The 17,705-nt window shown below is 66.5% G+C and carries 9 protein-coding genes; 3 read left to right on the top strand and 6 right to left on the bottom strand.

Annotated elements, in window-relative coordinates; genetic code table 11:
• Nucleotides 1-64: 64 nt before the first annotated feature.
• From J2X57_RS17400 to J2X57_RS17385, 4 genes are all read right to left on the bottom strand, one after another.
• Nucleotides 65-679 (bottom strand): histidine phosphatase family protein, encoded by a 615-nt coding sequence (locus tag J2X57_RS17400; protein ID WP_309869027.1) that lies wholly within the window; start codon nt 677-679, stop codon nt 65-67.
• 44 nt (nt 680-723) lie between these two features.
• Entirely contained in the window at nt 724-990 is a 267-nt protein-coding gene (locus J2X57_RS17395; protein WP_309869025.1) for a DksA/TraR family C4-type zinc finger protein, read from the bottom strand.
• Nucleotides 991-1,085: 95 nt separating this feature from the next.
• Entirely contained in the window at nt 1,086-2,540 is a 1,455-nt protein-coding gene (locus tag J2X57_RS17390; RefSeq protein ID WP_309869023.1) for an alpha-L-fucosidase, read from the bottom strand.
• 71 nt (nt 2,541-2,611) lie between these two features.
• The gene (locus J2X57_RS17385; RefSeq protein ID WP_308845918.1) at nt 2,612-3,496 is read right to left on the bottom strand and encodes a LysR substrate-binding domain-containing protein; all 885 of its coding nucleotides are present in this window, start codon (nt 3,494-3,496) and stop codon (nt 2,612-2,614) included.
• Between the two features lie 100 nt (nt 3,497-3,596).
• Here J2X57_RS17385 and J2X57_RS17380 point away from each other — a divergent pair, with 100 nt between their 5' ends.
• The 3 genes from J2X57_RS17380 to J2X57_RS17370 all read left to right on the top strand — a co-directional run bounded on the left by J2X57_RS17380 (nt 3,597) and on the right by J2X57_RS17370 (nt 6,764).
• On the top strand, nt 3,597-4,475 hold the full coding sequence (locus tag J2X57_RS17380; RefSeq protein WP_309869019.1) for an NmrA/HSCARG family protein: 879 nt from the start codon (nt 3,597-3,599) through the stop codon (nt 4,473-4,475).
• Between the two features lie 108 nt (nt 4,476-4,583).
• On the top strand, nt 4,584-5,168 hold the full coding sequence (locus tag J2X57_RS17375) for an isoprenylcysteine carboxylmethyltransferase family protein (RefSeq protein WP_079521606.1): 585 nt from the start codon (nt 4,584-4,586) through the stop codon (nt 5,166-5,168).
• 39 nt (nt 5,169-5,207) lie between these two features.
• Complete coding sequence (locus J2X57_RS17370) at nt 5,208-6,764, top strand: DHA2 family efflux MFS transporter permease subunit (protein WP_309869017.1); 1,557 nt, start codon at nt 5,208-5,210, stop codon at nt 6,762-6,764.
• Here the strand turns inward: J2X57_RS17370 and J2X57_RS17365 are convergent.
• Together J2X57_RS17365 and J2X57_RS17360 are read right to left on the bottom strand one after the other, a co-directional pair.
• Entirely contained in the window at nt 6,749-8,428 is a 1,680-nt protein-coding gene (locus J2X57_RS17365) for a ShlB/FhaC/HecB family hemolysin secretion/activation protein (protein WP_309869016.1), read from the bottom strand. The two genes, J2X57_RS17370 and J2X57_RS17365, sit on opposite strands and share 16 nt — an antisense overlap.
• Before the next feature lie 52 nt (nt 8,429-8,480).
• Nucleotides 8,481-17,534 (bottom strand): YDG domain-containing protein, encoded by a 9,054-nt coding sequence (locus tag J2X57_RS17360; protein WP_309869014.1) that lies wholly within the window; start codon nt 17,532-17,534, stop codon nt 8,481-8,483.
• Nucleotides 17,535-17,705: the final 171 nt, after the last annotated feature.

The following is a 17,705-nucleotide window of genomic DNA, read 5'->3' as shown; positions in this document are numbered from 1 at the left end:
GGGGTGGAAGCGAATGAAGACTATCCGACGAGATGCGGATGAGACGATGCAGGATCCGGGATAATCAGGCCGTCGCGACCTCGACCGGACTGATGTTCCACCGGTCGACGATGAACCCGTCGGAGTTCACCCCCAGCGGCGTGTATCCGCAATTGCCATGCCGGTAACTCGCGTACTCGCCACCGTTCAGAAGCGCACCCAGCGTCGCCGTCATGCAATGCCCGTGCGTCACCACCGCCACGCGCCGGTAAGGCAACGCACCGATATCCGCCAGCGCGTCAAGCACACGTGACGCCACCTCATGCAGCGACTCGCCGCCCACGGCGGCGACGGCGGGATCGTGGCCACGCAGCACCGCGACCATCGCCGGATCTTCCTCGAACACGTCCGCGACCGAACGGCCCTCCAACACCCCGAAGGCCCGCTCGACCAGACGCGCGTCCACGGTGATGGTGCAACCGACGATGCCCGCGGCGACTTCACCCGTGTGCATGGCCCGCCCCAGCGTGGATGTCACGATGTGCTCCACGCCCCGCGCGGCGAGCACGCGTCCCAGCGACCGTGCCTGTTCGATGCCCGCCGCGGTAAGTGGGCTGTCCGCGCGGCCTTGTGCGCGTCCGGCCACATTCCATTCGGTTTCGCCGTGACGGGCGAGGATCAGGTGTTCGAGCATGCGCATGGCTGCCGGTACTGCAGGGGAGCCCGCGATTGTACCGGGCGCGGTCAACGCAGCTGACTATCCTTGCTGCCGCGGCGGTTGTAGCCGCTGAAGCTGGCTTCCTCGCGATCGGCCTCTTCCTGGCAGGCCACGCACAGGCGTACGCCAGGCACCGCTTTGCGGCGCGCGTCCGGGATCGGTTTGTCGCACGCTTCGCAGTGCTCGAGACCCGGGCCGCTGGGCATATGGCTGCGCGCCCGTTTTATGGCGTCTTCGATGGTCGCGTCGATCTGGTCCTGTACGGCGGTATCACCCGCCCATCCGGTTGCCATGACTCACCTCCACGGCTGGCGCTCAGCCTTCTTAAATGGTGGCAAGTGACTGGTTTTAAAGGTGTGAACAGTATCGCTCGTGCGGCCGGACTCAGTCAGCGCGGCTCGTCGTACAGACCCAGCTCCGTCACCCCGGGCTGCCTGCCGAACACCGTCAGTCGCACCCGTTTCGCCGTGACCCGCCCGATCTCGTGAAACTGGTAAGGGGCCGGGGTACCGCCGGAGGCGATCTCCACCCAGCCACCGTCACGCTCCATCTCCACCTTGTAACGGGTGATCCTGGAAGTATCGCCATAGCCATCGGCATGTATCGGCTCGACGATCGATATCGTATTGAACGACACCGGCTGTTCGGATCGAATCTCGATCCAGCCGTCGGTCTTCCCCTTGTCCGCCAGCCAGTACGAGCGGTAATCATCGTCGAACGCGAGATCGGGACCCACCGCCTCGTCACTGGCGCTGGCCCAGGCGGGCTTGCCGGCGGCCAGGTCGGGCGTGGTGATGAGCACCGCGCGACCCACCTTCGGCGCCGGGCCCGTGTTCTTCCACAGTGAACCGATCTCGGCGAGCCGCGCCACCGCGTTGTCGTCGAACCGGCCGTCGCGATTGGGCGCGACGTTGAGGATCAGGTTGCAATGGTTTTCGTTGAACGGCACCAGCCAGTCGTCGACGATGGTCTTCGCCGACGCAAGCTCCGAGGTGGGGTAGGCCTTCTTCCAGAACCAGTCGCTTTGCAACGTCGTACCTGACTGCGACGGCACCGGACTATCCGCGGGAATCTTCTGGCCCGCGTGCTGCTCGTACTGCTTGATGTCCGTGTAGTAGAGCGCCGTGCCCGGATAGCTTCCCGCGTTATGGTCCGTCACCAGGCAGTTTGGCTGCAGGGACTTCACCAGGTCGTAGATCTCGCGATACGGTAACTCAGCATATGAAATGCGCGACCACGATGCGTTCCACCCATCGAGAATCAACGCGGTGAGCGGCCCGTAGCCCGTGAGCAGCTCGGTGAGCTGCGCCTTGATCAGCGCGATCTTCTCGGGTGTGACGGTGCGCGCGCGGATGTCCTGACGCAGGTCGAGGATCGAGAAATACAGGCAGACCTTGAGCCCGGCCTTTCGGAACGAATCGACATAGCGGCGCACCACATCGTGCGGATACGACGACTGCATGACGTTCGCGCTGCCGGTTTTCGTCGGCCACAGGCAGAAGCCGTCGTGGTGTTTCGTGGTCAGGCACGCGTAGCCCATGTTCGCGGATGTCGCCGCGCGCGCCCACTGGTCGGTGTCGAGGTGCTTCGGATCGAACAGCTTCGGCGAAAGCAGCGGATCGCCCCATTCGCGTTCTTCGAAGGTCGCCATATTCAGATGGATGAACATGCCGAAGCGAAGGTCGAGGAAGGACTGTTGCAACTGCTGCATGTGGACCGGATCGACGATGACGCCCGCTCGCGTGCCGGTGAGCGGAGCCCCTGTCGACCTGGCAACCGGCCAGAGGCCGCTCCCGATGGTGCCGGCGAAGGCAAGCGCCTTCGCGAAGTCACGACGATTCAAGGGCGCGCTCCCGACATTGGATGACGGTCGACTTTCGTCGGTACGGCGACACGTGTCAACGCACCGGGGTCTCAGATATCGTCGAAGTGCGACGGCGACGCATCCCTGAACTGCTCGACCAGCATGCCGATGAAGGCGGAGACTTTACGGGAGACATGCCGCTGCGGCGGGTACAACGCCCAGACCTCCAGACCGCGCCCGTCGATACGCCCCCACTCGACGAGCCTGCCTTCCTCGAGGTCTTTCCGGATGAGCGACGCGGGGAGGATCGCCGCGCCGATTCCCTCGAGCGCGGCGTCGTAAATCATCGCCATCGACGACAGACGAAGCACCTCGCGCGGCGTGAGCGTGGACACGCCATCGGTCACCCTCACGCGCCAGGGCTCGGCGCCCTGCGCCGCGCGCAGGACGATGGCCGGGAACTCGCCGCCGTCGGCCGGGCGCGTCAGCGACGGCACCGCGGCGACCGTCGGCCGGTCGCGAAGGAAGCAGCGGCCGGCCAGATCCGTGCTGGGCTCAGGGTTGGCCCGAATGACCAGATCGAAACCGTCCTTCAGCGGGTCGACGAAGCGATCGTCGATCACGACGTCCAGCTGCACGCCGGGGTACCGTTGTGCGAAGCGCGCCGCCAGCCGGCCCAGCCCGCGATGGGCGAACAGGACCGGCGCGCTGACCCGGAGTTTTCCGCGAGGCGCGCCGGACGCCGATGCGAGGTCCGCCGCCACGTCGTCGATCCGGTCCAGCATGGCGCGCGTCTCGGCATGCAGGGTCGCCCCCTCGTCCGTCAGGCGGAAAGGCCTTGCGCCGCGGTCGATGAGCCGGGCTCCCAGTACATCCTCCAGTTCGCGTACCCGTCGCGACAGGGTCGCCTTGGGTCGCCCCGTGGCCCGGCTGGCCGCACCGAAGCCACCATGCAGCGCGACGGCGTTGAAGTCCGAGAGGGCATGCAGATCCATGGTGTTCCGCTGATGAGACAGGATGTCCCGATCTTGCGCCTTTCGTCTCATGTGCGAAACACCGAGATTAGTGGTCATCCCAACCACCAAGGCATCGATCATGAGCATTCTCGTCACTGGCGCCACCGGCAGCATCGGCTCCGCCGTCATCGAACGTCTGGCCGCCGAAGGCGCGCCGGTCCGCGCACTCACCCGTGCACCCGGGAAGTACAAGGCACCCGCCGGCGTCCAGTCCGTCGCCGGCGATATGACCGACATCCCATCCATGCGCGCCGCGCTGCAGGGCGTCGACACCCTGTTCCTGTTGAATGCCGTGGTCCCCGATGAACTCACCCAGGCCCTCGCTACCCTCGGTCTGGCGCGCGAGGCGGGCATCCAGCGCATCGTCTACCTGTCGGTGCTCAACGGCGACCGCTTCACCGACGTCCCGCACTTCACCGTGAAGTACGCCGTGGAGCGCGCGATCGAGCAGTTCGACCTGCCCGCGACCGTGCTGCGACCGTCGTATTTCATGCAGAACGACGCCAACATCAAGGATGTCATCGCGCAGCACGGGGTTTACCCGATGGCGCTGGGCAAGGTGGGCGTTTCGATGGTGGATACCCGCGATATCGCCGACGTCGCCGCCGCGTCGTTGCTTCGCCGTAGTCGCGCATCGGGCGCCCTGCCCCGTGAAGTCATCGAGCTGGTCGGTCCCGACGCGATCACAGGCGAAGGCGCCGCGGCGATCTGGAGCGAGGCGCTGGGACGTCCCGTCGCCTACGGTGGCGACGACCTGGATGCCGCCGAAGCCAACATCGCCCGCCAGCAACCGTCGTGGGCGGCGTACGATCTGCGCCTGATGCTCGCGAGGTTCCACGCGGACGGCATGCTGGCCAAGCCCGCGGCGAACGGCATCATGACCTCGGTGCTCGGCCGCGCACCGCGCAGCTATCGCGACTTCGTCCGTGAAACGGTGGCGTCCATGACAACGACCTGACGACGGAGCTTGTCCAGGCGGCGGGCCGGGAGCGCATCGACATGCCTTCCGGCAGGTGCCTTTCCCTTCCGCCTCCCCCTAGGATGCTCCGGGAAAGGGAGAACGACGATGACGACGGAAGAATGGCTGAAGCACGGCATAAGCCTAGCCTGGTGGGTACTGCTGGCGTGGTGGATCTGGAGCGCCTGGGGTAACAAGACCGCGACCCGGGGCGAGCCATGGCTCACACGGCTGACGCTCTACTGGCTGCCTCTGGTGGTCGCTTTCGGCCTGCTCGGTCCGGGCGAGTGGTTCGGCCATACCTGGCTGCGTGAGGCGATTCTGCCGCACACCGTGCCCGTCTTCGCCGTCGCCTTCGCATTTGCCGTCTCGGGCGTGGCGCTGGCGATCTGGTCTCGCGTCATTCTGGGACGCAACTGGAGCAGCGTGGTGCAGATCAAACACGACCACGAGCTGATCGAAACCGGACCGTATCGCTACATCCGTCATCCCATCTATACCGGCATCCTGATGGCCTTCATCGGCTCGTCGATCCAGGCCGGAGACGTGCGCGTCATCCTCGCCGTAGCGATCCTGTTCGCTTCGTTCTGGCGGAAGCTGCGCATGGAGGAACGGATGCTCGGTGAGACGTTCGGCGACAGCTATGTCGCCTACAAGCGGCGCACGAAGGCCCTCATCCCCGGGCTGCTCTGATCCACGGTGGCGCGCCGCAGGACGCGCTACCCTTCGCACATGAGCCCGACCGACCATCCCTCCGGAGACGAGGTCGACGCCGTCCCCTGCTCCGCGGCGGCGCGACGCTGGACCCTGGTCGCCGCTATCGTCGGTTCGGGCATGGCCTTCGTCGACGGCACCATCGTCAACGTGGCGCTCCCTGCGATTCAGCGTGCCATGCAGGCGAACACCGCGGATGCGCAGTGGGTCATGGAAGCCTATGCGCTGCTGTTGTCGGCACTCCTGCTGGTGGGCGGCGTACTGGGCGATCGCTTCGGTCGACGCCGCGTGTTCGCGCTCGGCGCCATCGTATTCACCCTCGCCTCCGCGGCCTGCGCGGCCTCGCCGGGCATCGGCTGGCTGGTCGGGGCCCGGGCGGTGCAAGGCCTGGGCGCGGCATTGCTGGTGCCCGGCAGCCTCTCCCTGATCACCTCGGCCTACCCGAAAAATCTGCGCGGTGCGGCGATCGGCACATGGTCGGCCTTCAGTGGCGTCACCGCCGCCATCGGTCCCGTGCTCGGCGGCTTTCTCGTCGAACACGTGTCGTGGCACTGGGCGTTTCTGATCAACCTTCCGCTGGGTATCGCGCTGGTGGCGATCTGTCACGCCCATGTGCCGGAAAGCCGTGGCGCGACGACGGGCCGGGTCGACATCGCGGGAGCGTGTCTGGCGACAGTCGGTCTCGCGGGTATCGTTTATGCGTTGATCGAAGCACAGATAGAAGGGTGGACGGCCGTCGATGTCGTGCTGGCGGCACTCACCGGCATCGCGGCGCTGATCGCCTTCGTCATCGTCGAGCGACGCGTCGCCGCGCCCATGCTGCCACTCGGCCTCTTTCGCGACCGGCGGTTCGCGGGTGCCAATATCCTGACCCTTCTGCTGTATGCCGCGCTGGGTGGCAGCATGTTCTTCGTTCCGCTGAACCTGATTCAGGTGCAGGGCTACGGGGCCACCGCTGCCGGTGCCTCCTTGCTGCCCTTCGTCGCCATCATGTTCGTGCTGTCGCGCTGGAGCGGGCGCCTGGTGGACGTGGTCGGCGCGCGCCTGCCGCTGATCGTCGGTCCGACCGTGGCTGCCGCCGGCTTCGCGCTTTACACGGTTCCCGGTGTGGGCAGCTCGTACTGGACGACCTTCTTTCCGGCCGCCGTCGTGCTCGGCCTCGGCATGAGCATCACCATCGCGCCACTGACCACCACCGTGATGAACGCGCTTGCTCCCTCGCTGGCCGGCACGGCGTCCGGCATCAACAACGCCGTGTCGCGCGTAGCGGGGCTGCTCGCCATCGCCCTGTTCGGTGTCGTGCTGACGCATGGGTTCGACATGGCGCTGGAGTCGGCACGCATGCATACGCGCCTGCCCAGCGAGCTCGTCGAAACGATCTTCGCGCAGAAGGCGAAACTCGCCGGCATCGAGCTGCCGCCCGGTTCGGCCGCGGCCCGCCGTATGGTGGGCGAGGCCTTCGTCGTCGGCTTTCGCCACGTCATGTGGCTGTCGGCGACGCTCGCCGTGATGGCGGCGGTCGCGGCCGCCATCACGATCCGCGACACGCCGGACGAGCGTCAGAAGCCCTTCTGAATCTGTACCCAGGCGCGGACGTCGTGCGTCTCGCCGACGATCGCGGGACGAGCGCCGATCGGGTGGGCGACGTCGGCGCTGACCGACCACTGGTTCTCACCCTGCCAGCGCAGGCCCAGACCGGCGTCCTGCGTGTGGACGCTGTTGGTACCCGGCGCGAACGTGTCCTTGTAGATGGATACGCGACCGCCGTCGACGAAGGCCATCGCGATCCACGTACCCGGCATGCCGGGATGCAGCGTACGGCGATATTCCAGGTTGAGCATCTGACCCTGCGTGCCGGCCAGTGCGCCGGTGTCGTAGCCGCGGACGTTGTTGGCGCCACCGAGATAGAACTGCTCGGCGGTGTCGACGTTCTTGTTCGCCCACTGGCCCTGGAAGCCGACGTAGATCGCGTTGTTCTCCGACAGCTGCTGCAGCCGGGCGATGGACAGCGAGTACTTCAGGTAGTGTCCCTTGGTCTGCGCGCTGATCGCGTCGACGAACTCGGCGAATGCGTCGCCGAAGCCCAGCCGGCCGTAGGTCGCGGCCAGGCTGAAGTTGGTCACGCCGTGCATGTCGCGCTGGTCGCCGGCGAGCGTCGCCGTCCAGCCGTTCGTGTGACGCCGCGTACGCACGTCGACGATGTCGATCATGTCGTTGAGGCGGCGGCGGTCGTAGCCGAGCTGACCGTACAGGTTGCCTTCCGTGGAACGGATGATGGGCTGGCTGACGAACACGCTCGCCACCTGGGCCGTGCCGTGTGCGTCGAGCACGCGCAGATCGCCCTTGAGCTTGTAGTCGAGCGAGGAGACCGCCGCGCCGACCACGGTGCCCTGGCCATTGAGCAGGTAGCGGTAGCCCAGGCGCCCGTAGTTCATGTTGGAGCCGGCGCTGAGCGCCGTGGCATCGAGCACGTCGCCCTGGTGCAGCAGGCTGTTGACGCTGAACGTACCGGTCGCCCGCGCGCGGCCGGTGTATCGGTTGCCGTAGTCGTCGAGTGCGACCAGACCCGTGTAGCGCGGACGGTCATCCGCACGTACGGCCAGGTCGGAGGTGCCCGGCTCGTCGCCCGGACGCAGCACCGAGCTCTCCGTCACACCCGGAATGTCACCGAACAACAGCAGGCTGCGATCGAAACCGTGCGAGGAGATCGGCATACCGCTGCTCAGCGGATCGAGCGTCGCCTGCAACGGACCGTCGTGCGTGGTGCTGTGATTCTCCAGCGTGACCTTGCCCAGCCGTGCTTCCTGCACGGCGATGCGCACCGTGCCGCCCGACAGCGTCTGCGCCGGCACATAGGCGATCGTCAGCGGGTAACCCTTGTCGTGATAGGCGGCGGTAATCTTCGCCGCCAGTTCGTTGAGCTGGGACAGCGTGAGATCGCGGCCCTCGCCCGGCGCGACCAGGGCGTGCACATCGGCCGCCGGAAGCAACGTGGCACCGGTCACCTCGATCGTCGTGACGTGGAACGGTGCGCTGTCGCTGGTGGCTTCGGCGACGACCGGGGCGACTTTCAGGCCGGTGTCGTCGCTACGCGTCGGCTGCGGCGGCGCCGGCAGCTGACGCAGCAGGTCGCCGGTCTGAGGCGCGCGCGTCTGTGCCTGCGCGCCGCCGGCCAGAGCAAGGAGGATGCACGCACCGAGAACGTGCGCGGTGCCGCGGGGAAACGAGACTGTCTTCATCGATAAGCCGTTACAAAAGGAAAAGGGAGGTCGGAGGCGGCGGAGCGACGCATCAATGCATCGCATCCGCCGGCGCGCGTACGCCGCCCTCAACCACCTGCAGGGAGAGGCCCGGCACGAAGTCCGCGCGCTGCGCGTTCTTCTCCACCGGCTGACGCGTCTTCTTGTGGTTGCCGCTGTACTGACCCACGGTGACGTTGGAGGCGACACCGTAAGGCGTAGCGATCGCGTCCGGATTGAGCACCGCATCGATCTGCGTCAGCGCGGTAGCCGAGGCACCCTGCGACGAGTTCTGGTTGATGTTCGCCACCGTGTCGGCCGTCGTGTTGAACGCGTAATTGCCCGCATCCACGCCGGTCGCGCCGATATCGCTGACCGACACCGGCTTGCGCAGACCGACCGCCGGATCGGCGAAGAGCGCGCTTCCCGCGATGAAGTTCACCACGTCACCCGGCAGGATGCCGCTGGTACCGAGCAACGCGCGGTCGGTGCTGTTGCCATCGAAGTACTTGTCGGTACCGACCGCGGTGACGACGACGGAACGCTTCGTGATGCTGGCCGTGGTCTGCGGCTTGAAGGTCAGCGCGTAGTTCGATGCGTCGCCGCCGGCGATACCGCCGGTCACGTTCACCGTCTTGCCGTTGCCCGCGTTCTTGTCGACGAAGCTCCCCGAGGTCGAGAGGCTGACCTGGTCACCGGCGAGCACGCCGGTGAGCGTCCCATGCGTCACCGCGCCGGTGCCGCCGTCATAGACCTTGTCGTCGGCAGCGATGCCGGCGGTGACGCCCAGCGGCGTGACCGTCGCCACATCGCGGCCACCGACCAGCGTGTAGTTGTCGGCGAGCGTCGTGCCGTTGCCCGTCAACGCGAGCGTGCCCAGCCCGGACAGCGCGCGCTGGGTCGCGACGTTCTTGCTGGCCAGCACGCCGGCGCCGGAGAGCGTCAGCGACTCACCCGCGATACCGGCGATCACGCCCTGGTTGCCGAACATCGCGGCACCGGCGATGGCCGTCGCGTCGTAGACGCGGGTACCGGTCAGATCGAGCACGACCTTGCCGATGTCGGCGGTGGTCGTGGCGTTGCTGCTCAGCGTGTAGTTGCCCGCATCGGCACCCGTGAGGGTACCGGCGACGTTCACCGTCTTGGCCGTGCCCGCGTTCTTGTCGACGAAGTCGCCGCGGGATGCGATACCGAGATCGTCGCCGGCGAGTACACCGGTCAGCGCTCCCTGCGTCTGCGCCGTGGTGGTCCCGTCGTAGGTCTTGTCGTGAGCGCCGATCGTGCCGAGCACGGTCAAGGGCGTAATGTCGCCGGTGGTCAGCGCCGTCGCGTTATACGTGTAGTTGGCGGCGTCGGTACCGGAGGCCGAGATGCCGGTGACGGTAACCGTCTTGCCAGTGCCGACGTTCTTCGTGTCATAGAGCGCGCCGGTGCCGTTGAAGACCACCTGATCGCCACCGATGACGCCCGTGGACGACAGCGCGGCGGTGGCCAGCGTATTCGCGTCGTAGACCTTCGTGGAGCCCTGCGCGTCGACGGTGATCTGCTTCGGCGTGATGGTCGCCCAGTGCGAACCACCGACCAGCGTGTAGTTGGTCGACAGCGCGCTGCCGTTGCCCTGCAGGCCGAGCGTACCCAGCGACACGAGGCCCTTCCCGGTCCCGACATTCTTGTCGGCGACCGACCCCGCGCCCGAGAGCGTAAGGGTGTCGCCGTTGATGCCGTCCACCTGGAAGTCGCCGGCGAACGCGCTGGCGGCGATGGCGGTCGAGCCGTCGTAGACACGCTCGCCGTGCAGATCGATGACATACGGCGTGACCGCCGCGAGCGTCGTCGAGCTCGTATTCCAGACGTAGTTGCCCGCGTCGGCGCCGCCAGCGGCGATACCGCTGGTGGTCACGGTCTTGCCGGTACGCGCGTTGGCGTCGTCGAAGCTGGCCCCGCTGCTGGAAAAGGTGACGACGTCGCTGCCGAGCACGCCACTGGCGGACAGTACGCTCGAGGCGCCCGTGTTGCCGTCGTAAACCTTGTCGCTCGCGACCGTGCTCACGATGACGCTGGCCCTGGCGATCGACGCCGTCGTCGTCGTGTTGGCGGTGACGACGTAGTTGTTCAGATCGTTGCCGGCCAGTACGCCCGATACGGTCACCGTCTTGTCAGCGCCAGCGTTCTTGTCCGCAAAGCTGCCGGTGGTCGAGCTGTACGACAGGCTGTCGCCGGAAATGACGCCGGTGAGCGTACCGTGCGTGGTCGCGTTCGTCGTGGTGTCGTAGGTGCGGCTGTCGGCGACGATGCTGCCCGTGATGTTCTTCGGGCTGATCCTGGCGATGGCGGATGCCGTGGTGTTGACGGTGTAGTTGCCTGCATCGGCTCCCGACGCACCGATCCCCGTCACGGCGATCGACTTGTTCGCGCCGGCGTTCTTGTCGCTGAACAGCGCACCCGTGTAACCGAGGCTCAGATCGTCGCCGCTGAAGATGTGATCCCCCGCCAGCGACACCGACGCGGTGCGCGAGGCATCGTAGACCTTGTCGACGCCCGTTGCCGTCACGGTCAGCGCATACGGCGTGATGACGAAGCGATCCACACCACCGGCGAGCGAGTAGTTGCCCGCGCTCGCCGTATCGATGCCCGTCAGCGCGAGGCTGCCCAACCCCAGATTACCCGTGCCATCGGCCGCCCGGTTGTAGGTGCCGACGTTCTTCGAGCTGGTCGTGCCGGCGCCGCTGAGGACCAGCTTCTCGCCGTTCACCCCGTTGACCACGCCGTTGGTACCGAAAAGACTCGCCGCCACCGACGTCGTCTGGTCGTAGGCACGCGTGCCCGTCAGGCTGATGATGTAAGGCGTGATGTTCGCATGCGTCGTGGCCGCCGTATTGCTGAGCGTGTAGTTGGCGGCGTCGGCGCCACTTGCGGTGATCCCGGTGAGCGACACCAGCTTGCCGTCGCCCACGTCCCTGGTATCGAAGGTATTCGTCGACGCGCTGAACGTCACCTTGTCGCCCGATGCCAGGCCAGTGCTGCCCAGCGTGGCGCCCGACGCGGTGGTGCCGTCATAGACCTTGTTCACGCCGGTGGCGGCCACCGCGATCGCCTTGGCCGTGATGTCTGCGCGGACGTCCGTGGGCTGGACGATCGTGTAGTTGTTCTTGTCGGCGCCGTCGATGCCGATGGCCGTGGTCACGACCTTGTTGGTGCCGACGTTCTTCGTATCGAACGTACCGAGCGCCGTGTTGGTCATCGTGACGACATCGGCACCCAGTACGCCTTCCAGGACGGAGCCGTGCAGCGCCGCATCGCGGGTGCCGTCATAGGTCCTGCTGTCCGCGAACGTACCGGTAACCCTCAGTGTCGCCTTGTTGACGGTGTAGTTATACGTGCCGCCGGTCAGCGTGTAGTTCGATGCCAGGTAGGCGCCATTGTTGCCGAGCGTGAGACCACTCGCATCGAAGCCGGCGCCGTTCTTGTAGGTGCCCACGTTCTTGCTGCTCAGAGTACCTGCGCCACCCAACACCAGCGATTCGCCGGAGACGAGGTTGCCGAGGCTCAGCGTACCGGCCGACGCAGCCGTCGTGGTGTCGTAGGTCCGCGAACCGGACAGGTTCAGCACGCGCGGAGTGATGTTGGCCGTGGCCGTCGCGCTGTTGTTGCTCAGCGTGTAGTTGCCGGCGTCTCCGCCGCCCTTGGTGATGCCGTTGACCGTGACGGTACGGCCGTCCTGGACATCCTTGCCGTCGAAGTTGCTCGAGGTGCTGGCGAACGTGACCGTGTCGCCCACGACCACACCGGCGGACGCCAGCGCCGTGGTCGCTGCCGTCGTACCGTCGTACTGCTTGTTCTGCGCGGTGGCCGTGGCGGTGATGGCCTTCGCCGAGATCGTCGCCGAGATATCCGTCGGCTGAATCACGACGTAGTTGGTCGCGTCGTTGCCGGTCACCTGCATCGACGTCGTGACGCCACGCGTGCCGACATTCTTGCTGGCGAACGTACCGGTGGCCGTGGTCGCCCCATCGAGTGTCACGGTATCGCTGCCGAGCACACCCTGGAGCGTCGCACCGCTCAACTGCGCGACGGTGTTGCCGTCGTAGACCTTGTCCGCCGCCGTCGTGTTGATCACGGTCAGCGACGCGGGCGTAATGGTCACCCAGTCGATACCGCCGGCAAGCGTGTAATTGCTGGCCGTGCTGCCGCCGCTGGCACCCAGGGTCAGTGTGCCGAAGTCCGCGAAGGCACGCTTCGAGCCGACATTCTTGGTCACCAGGTTACCGGAGCCGGTCAGCGTCAGCTTCTCGCCGTTGACACCGGCGACCGTGCCGCCTGAGGTGAACAGGGAAGCGTCCGCGCCGACGGTGGCGTCGTAGACCCGCGTGCTCATCAGGTTGATGATGAACGGCGTGATGGTGCCGAGCGTGCCGGTGGCCGCGGTCGGCAGCGAGTAGTTCGAGAGATTGGTACCGCTGTCGGCGACGAAATCGGAAACCGACAACGTGGATTTCAGACCGATATGGCTGCCGGCGTTCACCGTGACGTAATTCGCGGTGGACGACTGCGGTATGGTGGCGCCCTGGCCGGTGACGAAGCCGTCGAGGGTGTAATCGCTCGCCAGCAGGGTCACGGAGTCCGAGCCATCGTACGGCTTGGTCGGATTGCCGGTGATGGATGCCGTCACGGCGCGCCTGGCGATATCGGCGGTGAGACCGCTGAACTGGTCGATACGGTAGTTCGACGCACGACTGCCGCTCAGGCCGAGGCCCGTCACGGTGACCGCCTGACCGGAGATCGCGTTCGCGGAGCGAACGGTGCCGGTGGCGCCGGTGGCGTCGAGGGCGACATTGCCCTGATCGCTGGAGAACACGCCGCCGAGGACGGCGCCGCTCGAGTTCAGGCCGATCGTGCTGTTGCCGTCGTAGGTCTTGTTGATCGCCGTGATGCCGGTGAGCGTCAGGGTGTACGGATTGATCGTTGCGGTCAGGCCCGTGAGGGGCTGCAGCGCGTAGTTACCGGCGTCGCTGCCCGAGATCGAGAAGCCGAGCGGCGTCACGGCCTTGCCGGTGCCCGCGTCCGCGGTGGCGAAGGTGCCGGTCGTTCCGCGAGTCAGCGTGACCGTACCGTTCCTCGCGTCGTCGGCGACCAGGCCGACAAGCGATGCGCCAGCGCTGTTGAGCGTGGCGGCGGTCGTCGTGTCGTAGGTCTTGTTCACCGCCGACACGCCGAGGATGTACAGCGGCGCCGCCGTGATCGCACCCGGACCGGTAGCGGTCAGATCGAGCGTGTAGTTGGACAGGTCGGTGCCGCTGTTGGCCAGGTACGACGTGGTCGCCATCTGGGCCGTGATGGTCTTGCCGGTGCCGACGTTGCGGTTGTCGAAGTCGACGAACTTCGAAGGAACGATCTGCGCGCCCTCACCGTTGGCGAAACCGGAGATCGCGTAGTCGTCCGCCGTGAGCGAGATGTACGTGGTGCCGTTGTACACCTTCGTCGGCGTATTGATGATCGCAGCGGTCAGCAATGCCGGCGTGATCTCGCCCGTGCCGTAGGCGGCGGTGGGCAGCGGCGTGTAGTTGGAAAGGTCGGTGCCGCCGTAGGGCGTGTAGTCGGAGTCGGCGAGCGAGACGCTGACCGGCTGCCTGCCGACGTTCTTGCTCGCGTACGTGCCCGTGGTCTTGGTGATGTAGACACCCTCGCCCGGCGCGAATGCCCTGGCGGGGTCGTTGACGGTAATCGTGTAGTCGCCGCCGCTGGTCGGGCTGCCCGCGATGAGCGTCGCCAGCAGGGTGCCGTCGTAGGCACGGGTCGGGTTGCCGCTGATCACCACCGACAGCGCGCCGAGGTCGCGCTGGGTGATCGTGCCGTAGCCACTGATGCTGGTAGGCAGCACGTAGTTGGAGAGCAGCGTGCTCCCGGTCGCCACGAAGTTGTTCGTGCCGACGGCCGCGGTGACGTCGCGCGTGCCCACGTCCTTGTCGCTATACGTACCGACGGTCTGATTGACCGTGGCGCCCTCGCCGGCGATGAAACCGTACACCTGATAGTTGCTGGCGTTGAGCGTGGCGGCGGTCGTACCGTCGTACTGACGCGACGGGTTGCCGACGATGGTCCAGGTGAGCGGCGCCTTGGCGATCGTGCCCGCACCCACGATGTCGCTGGTGAAGCTGTAGTTCGACAGTGACGCGCCGTTGCCCAGCGTGAAGTCGGAACCTTCCAGGTGCGCCGTGACGGTACGCGAACCCGCGTTGGCACTGTCGTAGGAAGCCGACGACGCCTGCTTCACCGTCGCCGTCTCGCCGCCCTGCAGGCCGACGATCTGCACGTTGCCTTCCACCAGGTTGGCCGTCGTGGTGCCGTTGTAGAGGCGTGTCGGGTTGCCGATGATGCTCAGGTCGAGGTGGCGCTGGGCGATATTGGCGGAAAGGCCGGTCGGCTGGGTCAGTGTGTAGTTGCCCAGACCGTTGCCCGCCAGCGAAAAGCCGCTCGCCGACACAGCGATGCCCGTGCCGACATTCTTGCTGGCGAAGGTACCCGTGCCGCCCGTGGTCACCAGCGAAACCGTGGCCGCGTCGGAACCGACGACGCCGACCAGTTGGGGATTCTGCAACAGCAGAGCCGCCGCGGTGGTGGCGTCGTAGTCCTTGCTCACGGCGGACACGCCGTTGATGGTCAACGCCCTGGGCGTGATCGACGCGGTGATGTCCGACTGCAGTACCAGGTCGTAATTGGACGCCTTGCTGCCGACCAGCTGGAAGCCGGTCGCGGTGACCGACTTGCCGTTGCCGGCATTGGCGTTCGCGAACAGGCCGGCGCCGGCGCTCGTGTCGAGCGTCGCGTCCGCCGTGTCGCCCGAGATCACGCCGAAGATGGAGGCGCGCGACTTATCCAGTGTGTCGACCGCGCTGCCGTCGTAGATCTTGTCGGTACCGATCAGGCCTGAGAGCTGAACCTTGGCCTTGTTGATGGTGCCCATGCCCGTGGCGACCGTGGGCAACGCGTAGTTGGCCAGGTTGGTACCGTTGGCGGCGACGAAGTTCGATGCCACGAAGTTGGCGGTGATATTGACCGCACCCGCACTGGCCGAATCGTAGAGCACGCTGTTCGGCTGGCTGAACGTGATGCTCTCACCCGACACCAGGCCACTGGTCAGGTAGTTGGACGACGTCAGCGTCGCCGTCTGCGTCCCGTTGTACGTCTTGGTCGGGTTGTTGACGATCGCGATGCCGAGCTGCTTCGGATCGATCAGGCCGATGCTGGCCGTCTGGCCTGTCCCGGTGACGGTGTAGCCGTAGACGGGGATCGCGCCGGTCGCGTCGGCGAACGTATAGGCCGACGTCGCGGAGGGGGCGGTGACGACAATGCCGCTCGCCGCGTCCTTACTCGCATACGTACCGGCCACAGCGCGCATCGTGTTGCCGTCGACGAGGCCGGTCCGGGTGAAGTTGGCGTCGGTCAGACTGGCGGCCGTGGTGCCGTCGTACGCTTTCTCAACCGTACCGGTCAGCGCCGTGATCGCGACCGTCGGCGCGAGCTGGTAGAGGAAACCGTTGCCGGTGCCCTGGGGCGTCGCGCCCGCCCCGGCGTTGTACTGGATGAACTGCGGGGTGAGGCCGCCGCGCGTGTCGCTCGTCGGGCTGGCTGAATACACCAGCCACTTGCCGGAAGCGGACGACAACGCACTGGCACCCGCGTTGTTGATGAACTGGTTCGCCGCGGTCAGCGTGACGCCGGTGCCGCCTGCGATCGTGCCCGCCGTGCCCAGCGTGATGTTGCCGTTGCCACCGTTGCCGTTGGCCTTGATCACGACGCCACCCGCGCCGGTGATCGCGCTGTTGACGTTGACCGCCCGGTAGGCGTCGAGGGTGAGCGTGGCGCTGGCGTTGGTCCAGGCGATCGGCGCGTTGACGGTGATGTCGCCCGAGCCGGAGGCGTTCGTCACGCCCTGGCCGCTGGCGCCGGTGGCCGTCGTCTGCTCGGTAACGCTGGTGCCGCCGTTGAGCGTGGTGGAGATCGTATTCGCGGCGGTCGCGTCGATGGTCAGGTCATAGGGATCGACCAGCCATGTGCCCGACTTGCCCTTCGGCGCACTGGCTGTGATGGCCGCCGCACCGATGTGCGCGTAAGCGCCGGAGGTCTCGATCGTACCGCCATCGCCACCGTTCGGCGCGCTGGCGTCGAGCGTGCCTTCCACGTTGACGTGGCCGGCTTTCATGCCACCCAGCAGAACGATCTGACCGTTGTGGTTTTCGACGGTCTGCGCGCGCACGACGCCCGTGTTGTTCACGGTGCTGGCCAGCAGCGAGTCCGCCGCGCCCGCCGTCATGAAGACGCGACCGCCGTCGGCCTGCACCAGCTGACGGTTCTCGACCAGGTTGTCGAGCGTGCTGCGATCCACCTGCAGATGCATCAGGCGGCTGCCGTCGAAGGTCAGCGTGATGGCGCTGCCGCCGCCCATCGCCACCGTACCCAGCTGAGCCGAGACCGTGCCCTGGTTGGATACGCTGTTGCCGAGCAGCGCGATGTAACCACCGCTGGCGGCGCGCAGGCTGCCCTTGTTGACGACGCTGCCCTTACCGTTGCCGCTGAAGGTGCGGGTGCCGGACGTGAGCGCGTCATCGGAGGTGTCCAGCGTGGACGCCACCAGGCCACCCACGTTGACCTGCGCACCTTCACCGAACAACACGCCGTTCGGATTGATGAGCCAGACCTGCCCGTTGGCGTTGAGGTGACCGTAGATATCCGACGCCTTGTTACCGAGGATCCGGTTCACGGCGATGGCGTCGCTTCCCGGCTGGACGAAGTTGACCGTTTCGTTGGCGCCGATATCGAAGGTCTGCCAGTTCAGCGACAGGCGCTGGGTGGTCTGGTTGATCGTCGTGGTCGTGCCGTCCGTATGAATCGTGCCGATGCCGGCCGACACCTGACCGCCCGTCTGCCCCGCCTGCGCGGCGCCGGTGGCGCTCAGTGCGAGCGACACCGCCACGGCGATGGCCGCGAGGCGCGGTGCGCGCGAAAGGCTGCCGCCGGCGACGGCGGGGCGGCTGTTGCGGGCGAGTTCGCTGGCGGCGACCCACTGGCAGGTGGCGACGTTCCAGCACAGACGATAGATACGGTTCATTCGGGCGGTCTTCCTTAGAGCGCATGCAAACGCAGGGGCGCACCCGGCATCGGAACCGAGTGGAAAAGACAGCTATCGGGAAGCCCCCCTGAGGACTCAGCGCGGCGACGACGTACGTGGCCTGCGCTTTTTCGGCATATTAAACGAGGCGATGCCGCCTTGTCTCGGGCG

It is taken from the genome of Luteibacter sp. 1214 (assembly GCF_031455395.1).
Taxonomy (GTDB): Bacteria; Pseudomonadota; Gammaproteobacteria; order Xanthomonadales; family Rhodanobacteraceae; genus Luteibacter; species Luteibacter mycovicinus.
The sequence above is the reverse complement of the archived record's forward strand: the minus strand, read 5'-3'. Positions and strand labels throughout refer to the sequence as shown.